The organism is Methyloferula stellata AR4 (assembly GCF_000385335.1).
GTDB lineage: Bacteria > Pseudomonadota > Alphaproteobacteria > Rhizobiales > Beijerinckiaceae > Methyloferula > Methyloferula stellata.
Genome location: NZ_ARWA01000001.1, coordinates 2,540,170 through 2,557,222, shown reverse-complemented (window position 1 = coordinate 2,557,222; position 17,053 = coordinate 2,540,170). Strand labels below are relative to the sequence as shown.

Below are 17,053 nucleotides of genomic sequence, written 5' to 3'. Positions count from 1 at the left end.
CCTAAGTCAGGGAAAACTCAAACTTTTTCGAACTCAGACCTTCTCGACCTGCGCGTATTCGAGGTCGACCGGCGTCGCACGGCCGAAGATGGAGACTGCCACCTTGACCCGCGAGCGGCCCTCGTCGACTTCCTCAACGACGCCATTGAACGAGGCAAAGGGCCCGTCCGCCACGCGCACCGTCTCGCCGATCTCGAACGAGATCGAGGACTTCGGCCGATCGACGCCATCGGCCACCTGGCCCTTGATGCGGTCGGCCTCGGCATCCGAAATCGGCATGGGCTTATTGTCGGCGCCGAGGAAGCCCGTGACCTTCGGCGTATTCTTGATCAGGTGATAGAGATCGTCGGTCAGATCGCATTTCACCAGCACATAGCCCGGGAAGAACTTGCGCTCGGAATTGATTTTCCGGCCGCGGCGCACCTCGACGACATGCTCGGTCGGAACCAGAATCTCTTCGAACTTATCGGCCAAATGCCGTTGAGCCGCCTGCTCTCTGATCGATTCGGCGACCTTCTTTTCGAAGTTCGAATAGGCGTGGACGATGTACCAGCGCATGCTCATGGCAGAATCCGAAGAATTGGCTGACCCCGTAAAATGAAATGTTTCAATGGCCCAAACTCAAGATGAATCGGACCGCCAGCCGCAAAGTCTGATCGACCGCGACGAAGAAGAAGCTCGCGAAAACGACCATGATCATCACGAGGATCGTCGTGATGACCGTTTCGCGCCGCGTCGGCCACGTGACCTTGCCAGCCTCGGCGCGGACTTCCTGAAGGAACGTAAAGGGGTTGGTGGCCATAATCTCTCTAAGGTGAGTTGGTCTCTCGAAGGTGGATTGCCACCCGGCGCCGTCTTGCGTTCAAAACCGCTCTTGGATTCAAACCACCTGGGCAGGCGCCAGAAAAAATCGGGGCGCGGAGCCAGCCGGCCACGCGCCACAGAGGACTCATATAATCAAAGCGTCAAAAAACGCCAAGCCCCAATTTCAAAGCCCCAATTTCAAAACCGCGAAGCCCGAGCCATGCCAGCGGGCTTAGTTCGCGTCCTCCCGCGAAATCACTTGGTAGATGACCGCTTCATCCGCATCGGCGTTGCGGAATTGATGCGCAACGTTGGCCTCGTAGAAAAAGGCATCGCCCTTTTCGAGCCTATAGGTCTGGCCGCGCAGAGTGATTTCAAGCTGGCCGTGCAGGACCACAAGGTTTCCGACAGTGCCTTGGGGCAGAGGTTCGAATCGCTCGCTCGTGCCCGCGGCTAGCCGAAATTCGTAAAATCCCGCGCGGCTTCGCGCCGTCGCCGGAAACAGCGCGCGCGATGAAAAGCCCTTATCGCCCGAGACCAGCAGTCTGGCTTCGGCTTGCGGCAGCACGATCGTCGCCTGGCTTTCTGGCGCCGACATCAAAGCGGAGATCGGCAAGTCCAGCGCCTGGGCGATTTTCCACAAGACGCCCACGGTCGGCGAACTGCGCCCGAGCTCGATCTGCCCGAGCATGGCCCGGCTGACACCGCTTGCTTTGGAGAGCCGCTCAAGCGACAGGCCGCGGCGAGTCCGCCGCCGACGCAGGTTTTCGCCCAGGACGCCGATGACGTCGAAAGGCTGCGGCGCGGTATGCGCGGCGTGGTTAATATCGTCCATGGCGCAACGAACCTTTATCGCAATCAAGCATAAATCTATAATCTCTATAAAAATTATAGAGTGTCAACATTAAAAAATGGCCGCCGAAAAGGGGCCTGCATCCCACATCGTTCAGATCAAACTTTTCGCACCGCGACATGCGTGTCGTGAAAAGCCGCGCCGCCAAAGGGCGCGACGGGATCTGCGCCAGTCAGAGTATTGATGCCCTGCCCGTCTTCGAAGGACGCATTCGGCATTAAGCCTTCGGACACGAGCACGCCGCGCCGCAGGCCAGCGTCCAAGGCCGCGAAGAGCCGGACCTCGCCGCGCTCATTGGCGAGGATCACTTTGTCTCCGTCGCAAATCGCCAGTTCGGCGGCGTCCTCCGGATGAATGAGGACTTTCGGCACGCCTTCAAGGCTGCGGCTCGACGGCGTCTCGTTGAAGCTCGAATTTAGGAAATTCCGCGCCGGACTCGTCGCGAGCCGGAACGGAAAACGCGCATCCGCCGTTTCAAGAACATCCCAATGATCGGGGAGTGCCGGCATCTCCTGCCATGGCCCGTGCAGACCATGAGACCTGTCGAAGGGCACATGCGGCCAATCCGGCTTGAAGCGAAACTTTCGATCCGGCCAGGCAAAGCCGTCGAGATAATGCGAGGTGGCGAAATCCGGCTGCGCATCGATCCAATGGCTGGATTCAAGTTGCGCGAGCGCGGGCCAACCGGATTCCTTCAGCGTCGCTTCCAACAGCTCACGCGCGCTCATCTCAAAGCCTGGGTGGCTCGCACCGACGCGCTGCGCAATGGCGCAGACCACTTCATGATTGCTGCGGCATTCGCCGGGCGGATCGATGAGCTTCGGCCCCAACTCCAAATATTGATGGCCGCCGCCGAGATAGAGATCGTCATGTTCGAGGAACATGGTGGCCGGTAGCACGATATCGGCGAGCGCCGCCGTCTCGGTCATGAATTGCTCGTGCACGACCGTGAAGAGATCCTCGCGCATGAAGCCTGCCCGCACCTTGGACTGCTCCGGCGCGACGGCCATCGGATTGGTGCTTTGGATGAGCATGGCCTTGACCGGGGCGCCCTGCTTCAACGCTTCCGCATCGCCGGTGAGAATCGGGCCGATCCGCGATTGATCGAGTGCACGGACCTTGGTGTCGCAGACGTCGAGACCGTCGATGAGCGTCTGCTTGAAATGAAAGATCGCGCCATTGTTGTGAAAGGCGCCGCCGCCTTCATATTGCCAGGCGCCCGTGACGGCGGCGATCGACAAAGCCGCGTGCATATTGGCGGCGCCATTGCGTTGGCGCGCAAAGCCATAACCCAGGCGGAAGAAGGTCTTCTTGGTCTCGCCGATGAGATGCGCGAAAGCCTCGATCTCCTCAACTGAGAGCCCCGTGATCTCCGCCGCCCATTCCGGCGTCTTTGCGGCCAGATGCTCTTCGAGCTCGCGAGGATAATCCGTATAGCGGTCGAGATAATCCCGGTCGGCCAATCCGTCGCGAAACAGCACATGCATCGCGGCGCAAGCGAGCGCGCCATCCGTGCCGGGCCGCAGGCAAAGCGGCATGTCGGCCTGCTGCATTGTCACGTTATTGTAAATATCGATAACGACGATCTTGGCGCCGCGTTCTTTGCGGGCGCGCAACGCATGCGTCATCACATTGACCTGCGTCGCAACCGCATTGGTGCCCCAGATCACGACGCAATCGGCCTTCGCCATTTCGCGCGGATCGGAACCGGCCATGCGGCCAGTGCCGGCGAGAAAGCCGGTCCAGGCCATGTTGATGCAGATCGTCGAATGAAAACGCGAATATTTCTTCGCATGCGCAAGACGATTGATGCCGGTGCGCATGACGCGGCCCATCGTGCCGCCGTAATAATAAGGCCAGATGCTTTCGGGCCCGAAGTCGCGCTCCGCTTCCAAAAATTTTTGCGCGATCGTCTCCAGCGCCTCCTCCCACGAAACACGCGCGAACGCGCCGGAGCCCTTCGGGCCTATGCGCTTCAACGGATAAAGCAGGCGATCCTTGTGATGAATGCGCTCGGCATAGCGCGCGACCTTGGCGCAGACGACGCCATCCGTATAGGATTGATCCTTCGCGCCATGAATACGCCCGATCGTCCGGCCTTCGATCACCTCGACTTCGAGCGCGCAGACCGACGGGCAATCATGCGGGCATGCGGAGAACTTATGCTCTATCTTGGGCGTAGCGTTCATGCCGCCGATCATGCGGGCGGCGCATGGATTCAGCAAATGAAATCGGCATTTACCATGGAGACATTTACGCTATGAACATTACTTTCATAGCGTTCAGCAAAGGCAGCAGCACGACAATGACGATCGGCGGGATCTTCCAGACCACGCCGAGCAGAAAGCCCGTCAGCGCCATCAGGAAATCGAACGGCGTGCCGACGGCGCTCACCCAAACGGGATTATAAAGCGCGGCGCCGAGCAGGCCGACAACGGCGGCATTGGTGCCGCTCATGGCAGCTTGAGCTCGCGGCCGGGTACGAACCTCGGCCCAAAAAGGCAGCATGCCGTAGACGAGCAGCAAGCCCGGCAGGAAGATCGCGACCGTGGCGATCACGGCGCCGGTGAAGCCATGCGGTGCTGGACTCATCACCGCGCCAAGGTAAGTGGCGAAGGTGAAGAGCGGGCCCGGCACAGCTTGCGCCAGACCATAGCCGGTCAGAAAGGTGTCGCTCGACACCCAGCCTGGGACCACCACTTGCGTCTGAAGCAGCGGCAGCACGACATGGCCGCCGCCGAAGACGAGCGCGCCGGATCGATAGAAAGCCGCGAACAGCCGCAAGGTCTGCCAATCGAACAGCCAGGCAAACAGCGGCAGCAAAAGCAGAAGCGCGCCGAAAATCGCGAAGGCCACGAAGCCATTGCGGCGCGAGACCGCGACATGAAGCTCGCTTGGGCTGCGCATGGTGTCTCTGCCGCAAAGCAAAAGCCCGAGGCAGGCGCCGAGCGCGATGGCGAGAATCTGGCTGAAGCTTCCGCCGAGCAGCACCGTGATCGCGACGGCAAGCAATGCGATTGCCACCCGCTGACGATCCGGCGTCAATGTCTTGGCCATGCCCCAGACGGCTTGCGCGACCACGGCAACGGCGACGAGCTTCAATCCATGCAGCAGAGCCTCGACAAGCGGGCCATGCGAGACGCCGATGCCCAAAGCGAGGATGAAAAGGATAAGTGCCGAGGGGGCGGTGAAGGCGAAGGATGCCGTCAACCCGCCCAAAATACCGCGGCCCCGGATGAGACCGAGAGCGAAAGCAACCTGGCTCGACGCGGGTCCGGGTAGAAATTGGCAAAGCGCCACAAGATCGGCGAAACCCGCCTCATCCATCCATCGGCGGCGCAAGATCAGATCGTCGCGAAAATAGCCAAGATGCGCGATCGGACCGCCGAAGGAAGAGACGCCGAGCTTCAGAAATGCGCGGCAGATCTCGCCGAGGCCGCTGGCGCGTTCGTCCTTGTCTTCAGAGACATCATCGCGCACGGCATCCCCGCAGGCCGATCACCCCACGATTTCGTTGCCCGAAAACCATTGCGCGATTTCGATCGCAGCGGTTTCGACGGCATCCGAGCCGTGCGCCGAATTCTCGCCGACCGACAGCGCGAACTCCTTGCGGATCGTGCCGGCATCGGCCTTGGCCGGATCGGTCGCACCCAAAACCTCGCGATATTTCTTGATCGCGTCGTCGCCTTCCAAAACCTGCACGACGACAGGACCTGCGATCATGCTGTCGACCAGCTCTCCGAAAAACGGCCGGGCCTTATGGACGTCGTAAAAGGTCTCGGCCTGCGCCTTGGTCATCAAGACGCGCTTTTGCGCGACGATGCGAAGCCCGGCCTTTTCGATCAAGGCATTGACCGCGCCGGTGAGATTGCGGCGGGTGACGTCGGGTTTCAGGATAGAAAAGGTGCGTTCGATCGCCATAGGCGGCACATCCGGCATAGGAGAAAAGGGGAAGCGCCGGGCTTATAGCTGTGCCGTAAAAAGAGAGCAAGGCGATTGCTCGCCCTCCTCTCCTTGACACGGACGGAAAGTGGGAACTGGTTTTCCGTCCGTTAACTATGGCCCTTCGCCTATTCCGTTGCGACGAGCCGCTGCTCATGCACCGCTCTCGTGAGGAGATCGAAGCGATCGAGATTCATCACCTTGGTCCAGGCCGCGACAAAGTCATGCACGAACTTTTCTCCGGCATCCGAACTTCCATAGACCTCGGCCAAAGCCCGGAGCTGAGCGTGTGAGCCAAAGATGAGATCGACGCGCGTGCCGGTCCATTTCAATTCACCGGTTTTGCGATCATGGCCTTCAAAGAGGTCGGCAGCTTCCGAAACCGGCTTCCACTGCGTGCCCATATCGAGCAGATTGACGAAGAAGTCGTTTGTCAACGCGTCCGGCCGCTTGGTGAAGACACCATATTGGGTCTGACCGAAGTTGGCACCCAGGACGCGCAGGCCGCCGACAAGCGCCGTCATCTCCGGCGCGGATAGCGTCAGCAATTGCGCCTTGTCGATCAGCAAGGCCTCGGCCGGCACGGTGTATTTGCCTTTGAGATAATTGCGGAAGCCGTCGGCAATCGGCTCAAGCACCGCCATAGCCTCTACATCTGTTTGCGCCTGGGACGCGTCCGTGCGCCCGGGCGTGAAAGGCACCGTCACGGTGTGACCGGCGTTCTTGGCAGCCTGTTCGACGCCCACGCAGCCGGCGAGCACGATCAGATCGGCGAGCGAAACCTTCTTGCCGCCAGACTGCGCGCTATTGAACGCGCTTTGGATGTCCTCGAGCGTTTTCAGGACCGCCGCCAACTGGGCCGGCTCATTGACGTCCCAATCTTTCTGCGGCGCGAGGCGAATGCGGGCACCATTTGCGCCGCCGCGCTTGTCGGAGCCGCGGAAAGTCGACGCCGACGCCCAGGCCGTGGAGACGAGTTGCGCGACGGACAATCCCGAAGCGACAATCTTCTCCTTGAGAGCGGCGATGTCCTGCTCGTCGATCAACGGATGATCGACGGCCGGGATGGGGTCCTGCCAAATGAGCTCTTCCGTCGGAACGTCCGGACCGAGATAGCGCACGCGCGGGCCCATGTCGCGATGCGTGAGCTTGAACCAGGCCCGCGCGAAGGCGTCCGCGAACGCATCCGGATTCTCGAAGAAATGCCGCGAAATTTTCTCATAAGCAGGGTCGGCTCGCAGCGCGATGTCTGTGGTCAACATGGATGGGGCGCGATGCTTCGAGGGATCGAAGGGATCGGGTATGGTCCCGGCGCCCGCATCGCCTTTGGGTTTCCATTGATGCGCGCCGGCCGGGCTCTGCGTCAGCTCCCATTCATAGCCGAACAGATTCCAGAAGAAATTGCTGCTCCACTTGGTCGGCGTCGAAGTCCAGATGACTTCGAGGCCGCTGGTGATCGCGTCGGCACCGACGCCGGTGCCGAAGCTGTTCTTCCAGCCGAGCCCCTGCTCTTCGATACCGGCCGCTTCAGGTTCAAGACCGACATGAGACGCCGGGGCGGCGCCATGGGTCTTGCCGAAGGTATGGCCGCCAGCGATCAAGGCCACCGTCTCTTCATCGTTCATGGCCATGCGGGCAAAGGTCTCGCGAATGTCCCTCGCCGCCGCGATCGGGTCGGGCTTGCCGTCGGGGCCTTCCGGGTTGACGTAGATCAGACCCATCTGAACGGCGGCCAGCGGATTTTCGAGCTCGCGATCGCCGGAATAGCGATTGTTCGCGTTGGCGGGATCGGTGCTGAGGGTGAGCCATCCGGTTTCGGCGCCCCAATAAACGTCTTCGTCCGGCTCCCAGACATCTTCGCGTCCGCCGCCGAAGCCGAAGGTCTTGAACCCCATCGATTCCAAAGCAACGGTGCCCGTCAGTATGATGAGATCGGCCCAGGAAATCTTCCGGCCATATTTCTGCTTGATCGGCCAGATCAGCCTGCGCGCCTTATCGAGGCTGACATTGTCCGGCCAGCTATTGAGCGGCGCGAAACGTTGCTGACCGGAGCCCGCGCCACCACGCCCGTCGCCGGTGCGATAGGTACCGGCGCTATGCCACGCCATGCGAATGAACAAAGGTCCGTAATGGCCGAAATCCGCAGGCCACCAGTCCTGCGAGGTGGTCATCAGCGCCAGAAGGTCTTTCTTCACCGCCGCGAGATCGAGGCTCTTGAACTCTTCGGCGTAATTGAAGTCCTTGTCCATCGGGTCGGACAGGGATGAATGCTGATGCAGGATTTTCAGGTTCAACTGCTTGGGCCACCAGTCGCGGTTCGACGTGCCGCTGCCGCCGGTGTGATTGAAGGGGCACTTTGATTCAGCCGACATATGTTTCTCCTCTCGTTCCTCACACCCGCCTTCGTGGCTCGGCCCAACACCAAAATTGGAGCATCTTGCCATCGCTCAGGTGAAACAAGCTGAGCGATAACCGATGCTTTCAGGTCTATGTGGCAGCCGGACGAAAGAGCGCGGTTCTGCGCGTCGTTCCCACAAGCGCAGCCTTAATCTAGTCCCGCAGGCGTAATAGGAAAAATCGATTGTTTCTATAAGAGTCATTGTCTATAACTATGATATGAACCTACGCGATCTCCGTTACGTGCTGGCCGTCGCCGAGCTTGGCCACTTCGGCCGCGCCGCTTCGGCCTGCAATGTCAGCCAGCCGACGCTCAGCGGCCAAATTCTGAAGCTCGAAGAGGAGCTAGGCGTCGCCCTCTTCGAGCGGATCGGCAAATCCGTCAAAACGACCATGGCGGGCGAGGATATTTTGCGCCACGCGCGGCGCGCCGTGACGGCTGCGGACGATCTCGTCGCCTGCGCCAGAGCGCATCGCGATCCGCGCGCAGGGCCCTTGCGGCTCGGCGTGATCCCGACTCTTGGCCCTTACCTGATGCCGCTGGTATTGCCCCGCGTTCGCGCCGACATGCCGGAAATGCTGTTGATGCTGGTCGAAGATCTGACCGGGCGTCTCGTCAATCCGGTGGCCGACGGCCAGCTCGACGCGGCGATCATCGCGTCAGACCCCGAGGTCGCGGGGCTCACCGAAGATTTTCTGTTCGACGAGCCCTTCTGGGTCGTGGTTCCGGCCGATCATGCGCTTGCCAAGCAAAAGACGGTGTCGGCCTCGGACATCGATCCGAAAAGCCTGCTGTTGCTGCAGGACGGCCATTGCCTGCGCGATCAGGCGCTCGATCTCTGCGGCCAGCCCGAACTCGGCGATCAGAGCATGGCAGACATGCGCGCGACGAGCCTCGACACTTTGCTGCATATGGCGGCGGCGGGCTATGGCGTGACGCTGGTGCCGCAGCTTGCGCTACAGGGCGACAAACACCTGCCCGGCACTTTGGTGGCGCGGCCGCTTTCCGGCTATCACCCCTATCGCCGCGTGCGGCTGATTTCGCGAGTCACGAGTCCGAGACGCAAGGCTATCGAAGATCTGGCGGCGCTGATCCGGAAGAGCCTGCCGGAGGGGTTGGGGGCGATTGCGGATTAGCTTCATCGAAGCCGGCATTTCGGCCGTCCGACCATGGCGCTGACAGCACGACCGGCTTATTTACGGACGCGGCGGCTGGCTGCTTAACGGCTGCAGCCTTCACTGGCTTCTTTTTCTTGATCGGCTCGGGAGCTGGGGCTGGCGGCGGAGGCGGCGGCTCTTCCGCCTGCGCCGCGGGCTCGGTAGGCTGCGGCGCGGCCATCGGGCAATAGAATGAAAATAGCCCCCCGCACTGGTCCGGCTGCGCGTTATCTCGGACGTGTTGACTGAAAGCGAAAGAGGGTCCCGCGGCTATGAGCAAAGCCGCAAGCGCGAGCCCCAGAGGCCGGAGAAGTTCTTTTGACATCGAAAATGGCCCCCCGCGTTTTTGTTGTTCTTACGCGCAACGTTCTAGACGCGCAATCCTTGGCGCCTTATGACGACGTGCCGTCGCCCGCTCCACATCGCGGCTGCGGAAACAACGGTCTTGGATGCGCGGGGTAAGCCCGCTCATTGCGCCGATACCAAGTGCCCCCCTTCTACCTCCCTCGCTCAATATCCCTGCTGAAGAAGAACTTATGCGGGATATCGCGCGGCGGCGGCGGGAACGGCGCCGAGCGGCGCACGGCCTCCAAGGTCTCCTGATCGATGTCGGGAAAGCCGCTGCCCTTATAGACCACCTGATGGGTCAGATTGCCATTCTCGTCGAGCGAGAAGAAAATGACGACCTGCCCGGGCGAGCTGCGGACGACCTCCTTGTTCGACACGTGTTTCATGATGAGGCCGTAGAGAATCGAAAGATAGGTCGTGTTCTCGGTGCCGCCGCTCACGATCGCCGGCTTCGACATGGAGCCCAGCGTATAATCCGGCGTCGGCGCCAGCGCCGCGAGCTGCCGCGACAAGGCAGCTTTCTGATCGACCGGCAGCAGCTTCTTCGTCTTGGCCGGGTCGGAATTGCTCTTGGCCTTATCCGCCTTCATTTGAAGTTCGGCCTTGCTCAAGGCTTCGGCGTCGGGCTTGTCCTCATCCGGCACCGGCTGATTCGTTTGCTCCTGGCGCTCCTGAGTCGGCACAGCGGCGACTTTCGGCGTCTCGACCTGCGCGGGTTTTTCAGCCGGCGGCTGTTGAACGGGTTGCGGCTGTGGCTGCGGCGCATGGGTTTCTTTTTCGGGCGCCTCGCGTTCGACCTTTTCCTCATTGGGCGCGCGCGGCGCATCATAGGCAGGCTTCAGGCTCTGCTCATATTTGGGCTTCTGCTGCTCCGGCTTTTTTTGCTCCTGCTTCTTTTCCTCAGGCTTGGGCGGTTCGGGCTCCGGAGGCTTCGGCATCTCGGTGACGACTTCGATCGGAACTTCCTCGGACGGCGGCTGCTCGGGCGCATCGCCGGCGCGATAGAGGAGTGCCACCACCACAGCGAGATGCAGCAGGAGCACGAACACGAAAAGAAACGCGAACCGCCATTTCGCCGCGCGTGCGCCCAGCTCCGGCGGAAGCAGCCGCAGGGTCTTGTCGACGAAAGGAAGTGTTCCGAAGGAACGATCGAGCATATCTTCGCTTAGAAATCCGGCGGGCCGATCCGCGGGGCGCATCAATATCAGAGTCAGAGACGCAATTTAGCACTTCGCAGCATTTTAGCGGCGAATTTGGCGAAGCCGAGACGGATTTTAAACAGCCTCCGGCCGAGGAGCTTGAGCTTATCAAGCCTCTCGCTTGAATCGGCGGGTATTTTCGGGTTGAAACGACAAAAGGCCTGCTCCGGAGAGCAGGCCTCGATCTTCAATAATCGTTTAAATCCGACTTATTCCGCCGCGACCGCCAGCTCGCCTGCTTCCAAAGCCACGGCCGCCGACTGAATAATCGCGGCGAACCGCACGGCGGTCTGGATCTGATCCTCGGTGACACCCGCCTCGATCAGCACTTTTTCATGCGCGTCGATGCACATGCCGCAACCATTGATGGCAGAGACGCCGAGCGACCAAAGTTCGAAGTCGGTCTTGGAGACGCCCGGATTGCCGATCACATTCATCCGCAGCTTCGCCGGCATTTTCGCATAGGCCTTGTTCGTCGCGAGATGAACGAAGCGGTAATAGACATTGTTCATCGCCATGATCGAAGCGGCGGCGCGCGCGGCCTCTTGCGCCTCGAAGGAGAGATGCCGCGTCGCCTCCTGGCCGATGGTCGCGACGACGTAAGGGTTGCGTGTGGCAATGGCGCAGGCCAGCAGCAGACCATATTTGGTCTGCACCGCGAGCGTCTCGTCATTTGCCATGGTGGAGAGGTTCAAACGGACATCGCGTGCGAAGTCCGGGATCGCCTCCTTCAGCGTATCGATCGACATCGTCTTCCTTTCGTATCCTTTAGAAAGATATGCGGGCGCGCCCTTCTCCCGCTTGCGGGAGAAGGTGGCCCTCGCGTTAGCGAGGGGTCGGATGAGGGTACGTTGCGAACTGAGAGAACCCTCATCCGGCTCACTCCGTTCGCCACCTTCTCCCGCAAGCGGGAGAAGGGACGCACACCAAGGAATCATGCCGCCTTGAGGGTCTCGCCGCCGACTTCGCGCGAGCACGGGCAAAGATCGTCCGTCTGCAAAGCGTCGAGCACGCGCAACGTATCCTTCGGGGCGCGGCCGACGTTGAGATTGTTGGCGTAGACATGCTGGATCGTATTGTCCGGCGCGACGATGAACGTATAGCGATAGGCAACGCCGTCGGGCGAGCGCACGCCGAGACCGTCGGTCAGCGAGCCATTCGTATCGGCGAACTGCCAGATCGGCAGCTTGGCGAGATCCTTGTGATCGCGCCGCCAGGCGAGCTTGCAATGTTCATTATCGGTCGAGCCGCCGAGCACCACGGCATCGCGATCCGAAAATTCCGGGTTGAGCCGGGCGAATTCCGCGATTTCGGTTGGGCAGACGAAGGTGAAATCCTTCGGATAGAAGAAAATGATCTTCCACTTTCCGGCGAAGCTCTCTTCCGTCAGCGTTTCGAAGGCGCTTTCGCCGTTTTCTTCATGCTTCATGAAGCCGGGCTTCACGCCGACGACACTGAAACGAGGCATTTTTTCACCGATACCAAGCATTTAATCTCTCCTGTCTCGTCGAGTCGGGCTCGACCTGGACCGAGAGATAATGCTGCAATGCACATCGGTCTAATCGATAGTTTCAATAAAGATCATCGGTAAAACAAATTCTAAGGTGCCCGACGCCGCAGTTCACAAATCTTTGTAGGTTAACTTCACAGTCTACCTTTGAAGTTTAGCTTTATATCTCTTATAGTCTCGTCATGAACGAACAACCGGACGAGTCCGACGCCGCACGCGCGGCCGCCCTGGCAGGCGCGCTTCGCGATCTGATCGGCGTTTTGAAGCGGCGCTTCCGCGAACAGGGACAGTTGGGAGACCTGACCATGTCTCAGGTCTCGGTGCTGAGCCGTTTGGAGCGCGATGGGCCGGCGACGGTGACGAGCCTCGCCAAGGCCGAAGGCATGCGCCCGCAATCGATGAGCGCCAATGTCGCAGCCCTGGAGGCTGTGGGCTTCGTCAGCGGCGCCCCCGATCCGAAAGACGGACGCCAGACCATCCTCTCCGTCACGCCTGCCTTCACCGAATGGCTCAAGTCCCGCCGCGCGGCGCGTCAGGATTGGCTGATGCAGGCACTGCAATCGCATTTTACCGCAGCGGAACGCGACGAGCTCGCACATGCCGTCAGCCTGCTCAAACGCCTCGTCGACCTGTGACGGTAGAAAGAAATCTCATGGCCCTCACCACGCTCGATCCGAAGACCGCGCTCGTCGTCATCGATCTGCAAAAAGGCATCGTCGCACTCCCGACGGCCCAGCCGATGGCCGAGGTCGTGAAAAACGCCAGCGCGCTTGCCGCGGCCTTCCGCCAACAGAGCCTGCCCGTCGTGCTCGTCAATGTGGCTGGCCGCGCACCGGGCCGGACGGAACAGGTTCTCAGCCTCGCAGGTTTGCCAGCCGATTGGACAGACCTCGCTCCCGAGCTGAACCGGCAGCCAAGCGATCACACCGTCACCAAGAAGACCTGGGGCGCCTTCACCAACACGGACCTCGAAGCGCATCTGAGGAAACTGGGCGTCACGCAGCTCGTGATCGCGGGCGTTGCCACCAGCGTCGGCGTCGAATCGACCGCGCGTTATGCCTATGAGCTCGGGTTCAACGTCACCCTCGCCGTCGATGCGATGACCGATCGGAATGCCGACGCTCATACCAACAGCGTCACGCGCATCTTTCCGCGACTCGGCGAGACCGGCACCACGCAAGAGATCATCGCGCTCCTCGACAAAAGGAGCGCATGACGATGGAATGGGCTCACGACGCATCTTACTTTTTCGGCGCCGTTTTTCTCACGAACGCCATTCCGCATTTTGTCAGCGGCGTGATGGGGCGTCCGTTTCAAAGCCCATTTGCAAAACCGCCCGGCGAAGGGCTTTCCTCTTCGATCGTCAACGTGGTTTGGGGCTTCCTCAATCTGATCATCGGCTATTTTCTCATATGGCGGGTCGGAGACTTTGACGTGCGTTCGACGCAGCACGCCATCGCTCTCGGGCTCGGCATTTTTTTGATGGCTCTCATTCACGCACGCCTGTTTGGCCGGCTTCATGGCGGCAACGCCCCCGGTGAATTGTGAACGCACTGGTGAAGGACGCCCTGCGTTCGCTCGAAGGCTTCAACTACCGGATGTGGGCCGGCGGCGCGCTCGTGTCCAATGTCGGAACCTGGATGCAGCGGACGGCCCAGGACTGGCTCGTGCTGACCCAGCTCACAGACAATAATGCCACCGCCATGGGCGTGGTCATGGCGCTTCAGTTCGGGCCGCAGCTTCTCTTGCTGCCCTGGACCGGCTTCGCCGCCGATCATTTCGACCGGCGCAAATTGCTCATCGCCACGCAGACGGCCATGGGGCTGCTCGCCCTGGGACTTGGCGTTCTCACCGTCACCGGGCTCGTGCAGCTCTGGCATGTTTATGTGTTTGCGTTTCTGCTCGGATGCGTCACCGCCTTCGACTTTCCGGCCCGCCAGACCTTCGTTTCGGAACTCGTGGTCGAAGCGCATCTGTCGAACGCGGTCGCGCTGAATTCGACATCATTCAATGCCGCCCGGATGATCGGTCCCGCCATTGCCGGCGTGCTCATCGCCGCCGTCGGCTCCGGCTGGGTCTTCTTGATCAACGCAGCCTCTTTCGTCGCCGTCATCGGCTCGCTCTGTCTGCTTCGCATGGACGAGCTTCATCTGACCGACAGAGCGCCGCGCGCCCGCGGCAGCCTTGCCGAAGGGTTTCGCTATGTCCTGAGACGGCCCGATCTCAAAGCCGTCCTTTTGATGCTATTTTTGATAGGCACATTCGGGCTCAACTTCCCGATCTTCATCTCGACCATGTCGGTCACGATCTTTCACGGCGGTGCCGACCAATATGGGCTCCTGACCTCGGTCATGGCGATCGGTTCGGTCATCGGTACGCTCTTCGCCGCCATTCAGAGCCGGCCTCATATCGCACTGTTGATGGGCGGTGCTGCGATTTTCGGATTGGGCTTCGCGCTCGCCGCGATCACACCCAGCACATTTTTCTTCGGCAGCGCGCTCATGATCATCGGCGTCGCCGGGCAGATCCTCACCACTTCGACGTTGAGCCTGGTGCAGCTTTCGACAGAGCCCATGATGCGCGGGCGCGTGATGGCGATTCTTCTCGCCATTGCCTTGGGCGCCACACCGGTCGGCGCACCGATCGTAGGCTGGGTGGCGGACACTTTCGGCCCGCGCTGGGCGCTGGGCGTCGGCGCAGCCTCGGGTTTCGCCGCGGCCCTGGTCGCGCTTCGTTACCTCGCAAAATATCGTCATCTGCGTCTGCGCATCATCGCCGGGCGAATCCATTTTCAAACCGACGGTGCCGGATAGACTCTGGAGCATGCTGCGCTGCGACATAATGGCGCCCGCCTTGCGCCGGGACCTTCGCCAAGCCACAAGAACCCCATGCTGCACATTAATGATTTGACCTACCGGCTTGGCCCGAGGGTTCTCTTCGACAAGGCGACCGCCGCCCTGCCCGAGCAGGCGCGGATCGGCTTTGTCGGCCGCAACGGCGCCGGCAAAACAACGCTTTTCAATATGATCGCCGGCGAGCTGCATCCGGAAAGCGGCACCTTGACCCTGCCCCGCAACCAGCGGCTCGGCCGCGTCGAGCAGGAAGCGCCCGGCGGCCCGATGAAGCTGATCGATTTCGTGCTTGAGGCCGATGTCGAGCGCGCGCAACTCATGGCCGAAGCGGAAACCGCCACCGATCCCCAGCGCATCGCCGATATTCATACGCGCCTCGTCGATATAGATGCGCATGCGGCGCCGGCCAAGGCTGCCACCATTCTCTCCGGTCTCGGCTTCGACGAGGCAGCACAAAATCGTGCTTTGAGCGAGTTTTCGGGCGGCTGGCGGATGCGCGTCGCGCTCGCGGCGGTGCTGTTCTCATCGCCCGATCTGCTGCTGCTCGACGAGCCGACGAACTATCTCGATCTCGAAGGCACGCTCTGGCTCATCGACTATCTGCAAAATTATCCGGCGACGATTCTCGTCATCAGCCATGACCGCGACATGCTCGATGCCGTCGCCGATCACATCCTGCACTTGGATCAAGCCAAGCTCACTTTATGGAAGGGCAATTATTCCTCCTTCGAACGCCAGCGCCGCGAGCAGCAGGCGATCCAGCTCAAGCACAAAAAGAAGCAGGACGATCAGCGCAAACATTTGCAGTCCTTCGTCGATCGCTTCCGCGCCAAGGCGACCAAGGCGGCGCAGGCGCAATCACGCCTGAAGATGCTCGCCAAGATGGAGCCGGTCTCGGCCATCGTCGACGGGCAAGTGCTGCCCTTCCACCTGCCCTCGCCGCAAAAACCGTTGAGCCCGCCGATCATCGCCTTGGACGACGCCAGCACCGGCTATGGCGAGGTGCCCATTCTGAAGCGCTTGAACCTATCGATCGCCGATGACGACCGCATTGGTCTTTTAGGCTCGAACGGCAACGGCAAATCGACCTTTGCCAAGCTCGTCGGCGGACGGCTCGATGTGATGGGCGGCAGTCTCAAGAAATCCTCCAAAATGGAAGTGGGTTTCTTCGCCCAGCATCAGGTCGACGATCTCGACGAAAAATCGACGCCCTATCAATGCGTCGCCGAACTCATGCGCGAGCAGCCCGAGTCGAAGATCCGCGGAAAATGCGCGCAGCTCGGCTTTCCCAATGTGAAGGCCGATACGAAAGTGGCGCTTCTCTCCGGCGGCGAGAAGGCCCGCTTGCTGATGGGCTTGGCGAGCTTTCACGGGCCGCATCTCTTGATCCTCGACGAGCCGACGAACCATCTCGATATCGACAGCCGCGCCGCCTTGATCGAGGCGATCAACGATTATCAAGGCGCGATCATTCTCGTTTCGCATGACCGGCATTTGCTCGATTCCTGCGCCGACCGGCTTTGGCTGGTCGAAGGCGGAACGGTCAAGCCCTATGACGGCGACATGGACGATTATAAGAAATACGTCCTCGACCGTGCGGGCGGCAACACGTCACCGCGCAAGCGCGCCGAAGAGAAGTCACGCAACGAAGACAAAGCCGCCGGTGAAAAGCCCGCGGCGCTGACGCCGAAAGCCGCCATGCCGCTGAAGAAGCGCATCGCCGCCGCCGAAGACAAGATGAAGAAATTTCAGGACCTCTTGGCCCGCGTCGATAAGATGCTCGCCGATCCCAATGCCTTCGTGCGCGATCCGGCCAAAGCCAAGCAATTGTCGCAGCAGCGCGGCGATCTCGAACGCGCGCTGACGGCGGCCGAGGAAGAATGGCTGATGCTGACGAGCGAGCTCGAAGCATCCTAAATCTTCGGTTCTGCCGCGCCGCATTTTCTTCACGCGAACCGGCATCCACGTCGCTTGAAAACGCTCTAAAAAG

At 60.8% G+C, this 17,053-nt stretch carries 16 protein-coding genes; 6 read left to right on the top strand and 10 right to left on the bottom strand.

Going from position 1 to position 17,053, the window contains the following annotated elements; genetic code table 11:
* Positions 1–33 precede the first annotated feature (33 nt).
* The 7 genes from nusG to katG all read right to left on the bottom strand — a co-directional run bounded on the left by nusG (position 34) and on the right by katG (position 7,971).
* Entirely contained in the window at positions 34–564 is a 531-nt protein-coding gene (gene nusG, locus A3OQ_RS0112570) for a transcription termination/antitermination protein NusG (RefSeq protein WP_020175747.1), read from the bottom strand.
* 43 nt (positions 565–607) lie between these two features.
* Positions 608–802 carry a preprotein translocase subunit SecE gene (gene secE / locus A3OQ_RS0112565; protein WP_020175746.1) on the bottom strand — a complete coding sequence of 65 codons (195 nt, stop codon included), beginning with the start codon at positions 800–802 and terminating at the stop codon, positions 608–610.
* 234 nt (positions 803–1,036) lie between these two features.
* Positions 1,037–1,639 (bottom strand): helix-turn-helix domain-containing protein, encoded by a 603-nt coding sequence (locus A3OQ_RS22255; protein ID WP_020175745.1) that lies wholly within the window; start codon positions 1,637–1,639, stop codon positions 1,037–1,039.
* 116 nt (positions 1,640–1,755) lie between these two features.
* Positions 1,756–3,846, bottom strand: coding sequence for a molybdopterin-containing oxidoreductase family protein (locus A3OQ_RS0112555; protein WP_026595779.1), 2,091 nt, complete (start codon positions 3,844–3,846; stop codon positions 1,756–1,758).
* Between the two features lie 64 nt (positions 3,847–3,910).
* On the bottom strand, positions 3,911–5,137 hold the full coding sequence (chrA, locus tag A3OQ_RS0112550) for a chromate efflux transporter (RefSeq protein WP_020175743.1): 1,227 nt from the start codon (positions 5,135–5,137) through the stop codon (positions 3,911–3,913).
* Positions 5,138–5,155: 18 nt separating this feature from the next.
* On the bottom strand, positions 5,156–5,578 hold the full coding sequence (gene ndk, locus A3OQ_RS0112545) for a nucleoside-diphosphate kinase (protein WP_020175742.1): 423 nt from the start codon (positions 5,576–5,578) through the stop codon (positions 5,156–5,158).
* A 149-nt stretch (positions 5,579–5,727) separates the two neighbouring features.
* The gene (gene katG, locus A3OQ_RS22250; RefSeq protein WP_051116034.1) at positions 5,728–7,971 is read right to left on the bottom strand and encodes a catalase/peroxidase HPI; all 2,244 of its coding nucleotides are present in this window, start codon (positions 7,969–7,971) and stop codon (positions 5,728–5,730) included.
* 244 nt (positions 7,972–8,215) lie between these two features.
* Here katG and A3OQ_RS0112535 point away from each other — a divergent pair, with 244 nt between their 5' ends.
* Complete coding sequence (locus A3OQ_RS0112535; protein ID WP_020175740.1) at positions 8,216–9,133, top strand: LysR substrate-binding domain-containing protein; 918 nt, start codon at positions 8,216–8,218, stop codon at positions 9,131–9,133.
* Between the two features lie 518 nt (positions 9,134–9,651).
* Here A3OQ_RS0112535 and A3OQ_RS22245 read toward each other — a convergent pair.
* From A3OQ_RS22245 to A3OQ_RS0112515, 3 genes are all read right to left on the bottom strand, one after another.
* Positions 9,652–10,659, bottom strand: coding sequence for an energy transducer TonB (locus A3OQ_RS22245; protein ID WP_161607335.1), 1,008 nt, complete (start codon positions 10,657–10,659; stop codon positions 9,652–9,654).
* 251 nt (positions 10,660–10,910) lie between these two features.
* Positions 10,911–11,450, bottom strand: a complete 540-nt coding sequence (gene ahpD, locus A3OQ_RS0112520) for an alkylhydroperoxidase, AhpD family (RefSeq protein ID WP_020175737.1) — start codon at positions 11,448–11,450, stop codon at positions 10,911–10,913.
* Between the two features lie 185 nt (positions 11,451–11,635).
* Entirely contained in the window at positions 11,636–12,190 is a 555-nt protein-coding gene (locus tag A3OQ_RS0112515) for a peroxiredoxin (RefSeq protein WP_020175736.1), read from the bottom strand.
* A 203-nt stretch (positions 12,191–12,393) separates the two neighbouring features.
* On the opposite strand from A3OQ_RS0112515, the gene A3OQ_RS0112510 reads away from it, so the two are divergent.
* The 5 genes from A3OQ_RS0112510 to A3OQ_RS0112490 all read left to right on the top strand — a co-directional run bounded on the left by A3OQ_RS0112510 (position 12,394) and on the right by A3OQ_RS0112490 (position 16,980).
* Complete coding sequence (locus A3OQ_RS0112510; protein WP_020175735.1) at positions 12,394–12,846, top strand: MarR family winged helix-turn-helix transcriptional regulator; 453 nt, start codon at positions 12,394–12,396, stop codon at positions 12,844–12,846.
* Positions 12,847–12,863: 17 nt separating this feature from the next.
* Complete coding sequence (locus A3OQ_RS0112505) at positions 12,864–13,427, top strand: isochorismatase family protein (RefSeq protein ID WP_020175734.1); 564 nt, start codon at positions 12,864–12,866, stop codon at positions 13,425–13,427.
* A gap of 2 nt (positions 13,428–13,429) precedes the next feature.
* Complete coding sequence (locus A3OQ_RS0112500; protein ID WP_026595778.1) at positions 13,430–13,759, top strand: hypothetical protein; 330 nt, start codon at positions 13,430–13,432, stop codon at positions 13,757–13,759.
* Between the two features lie 8 nt (positions 13,760–13,767).
* Positions 13,768–15,024, top strand: a complete 1,257-nt coding sequence (locus A3OQ_RS0112495) for an MFS transporter (protein ID WP_020175732.1) — start codon at positions 13,768–13,770, stop codon at positions 15,022–15,024.
* 75 nt (positions 15,025–15,099) lie between these two features.
* On the top strand, positions 15,100–16,980 hold the full coding sequence (locus A3OQ_RS0112490) for an ABC-F family ATP-binding cassette domain-containing protein (RefSeq protein WP_020175731.1): 1,881 nt from the start codon (positions 15,100–15,102) through the stop codon (positions 16,978–16,980).
* Positions 16,981–17,053 lie beyond the last annotated feature (73 nt).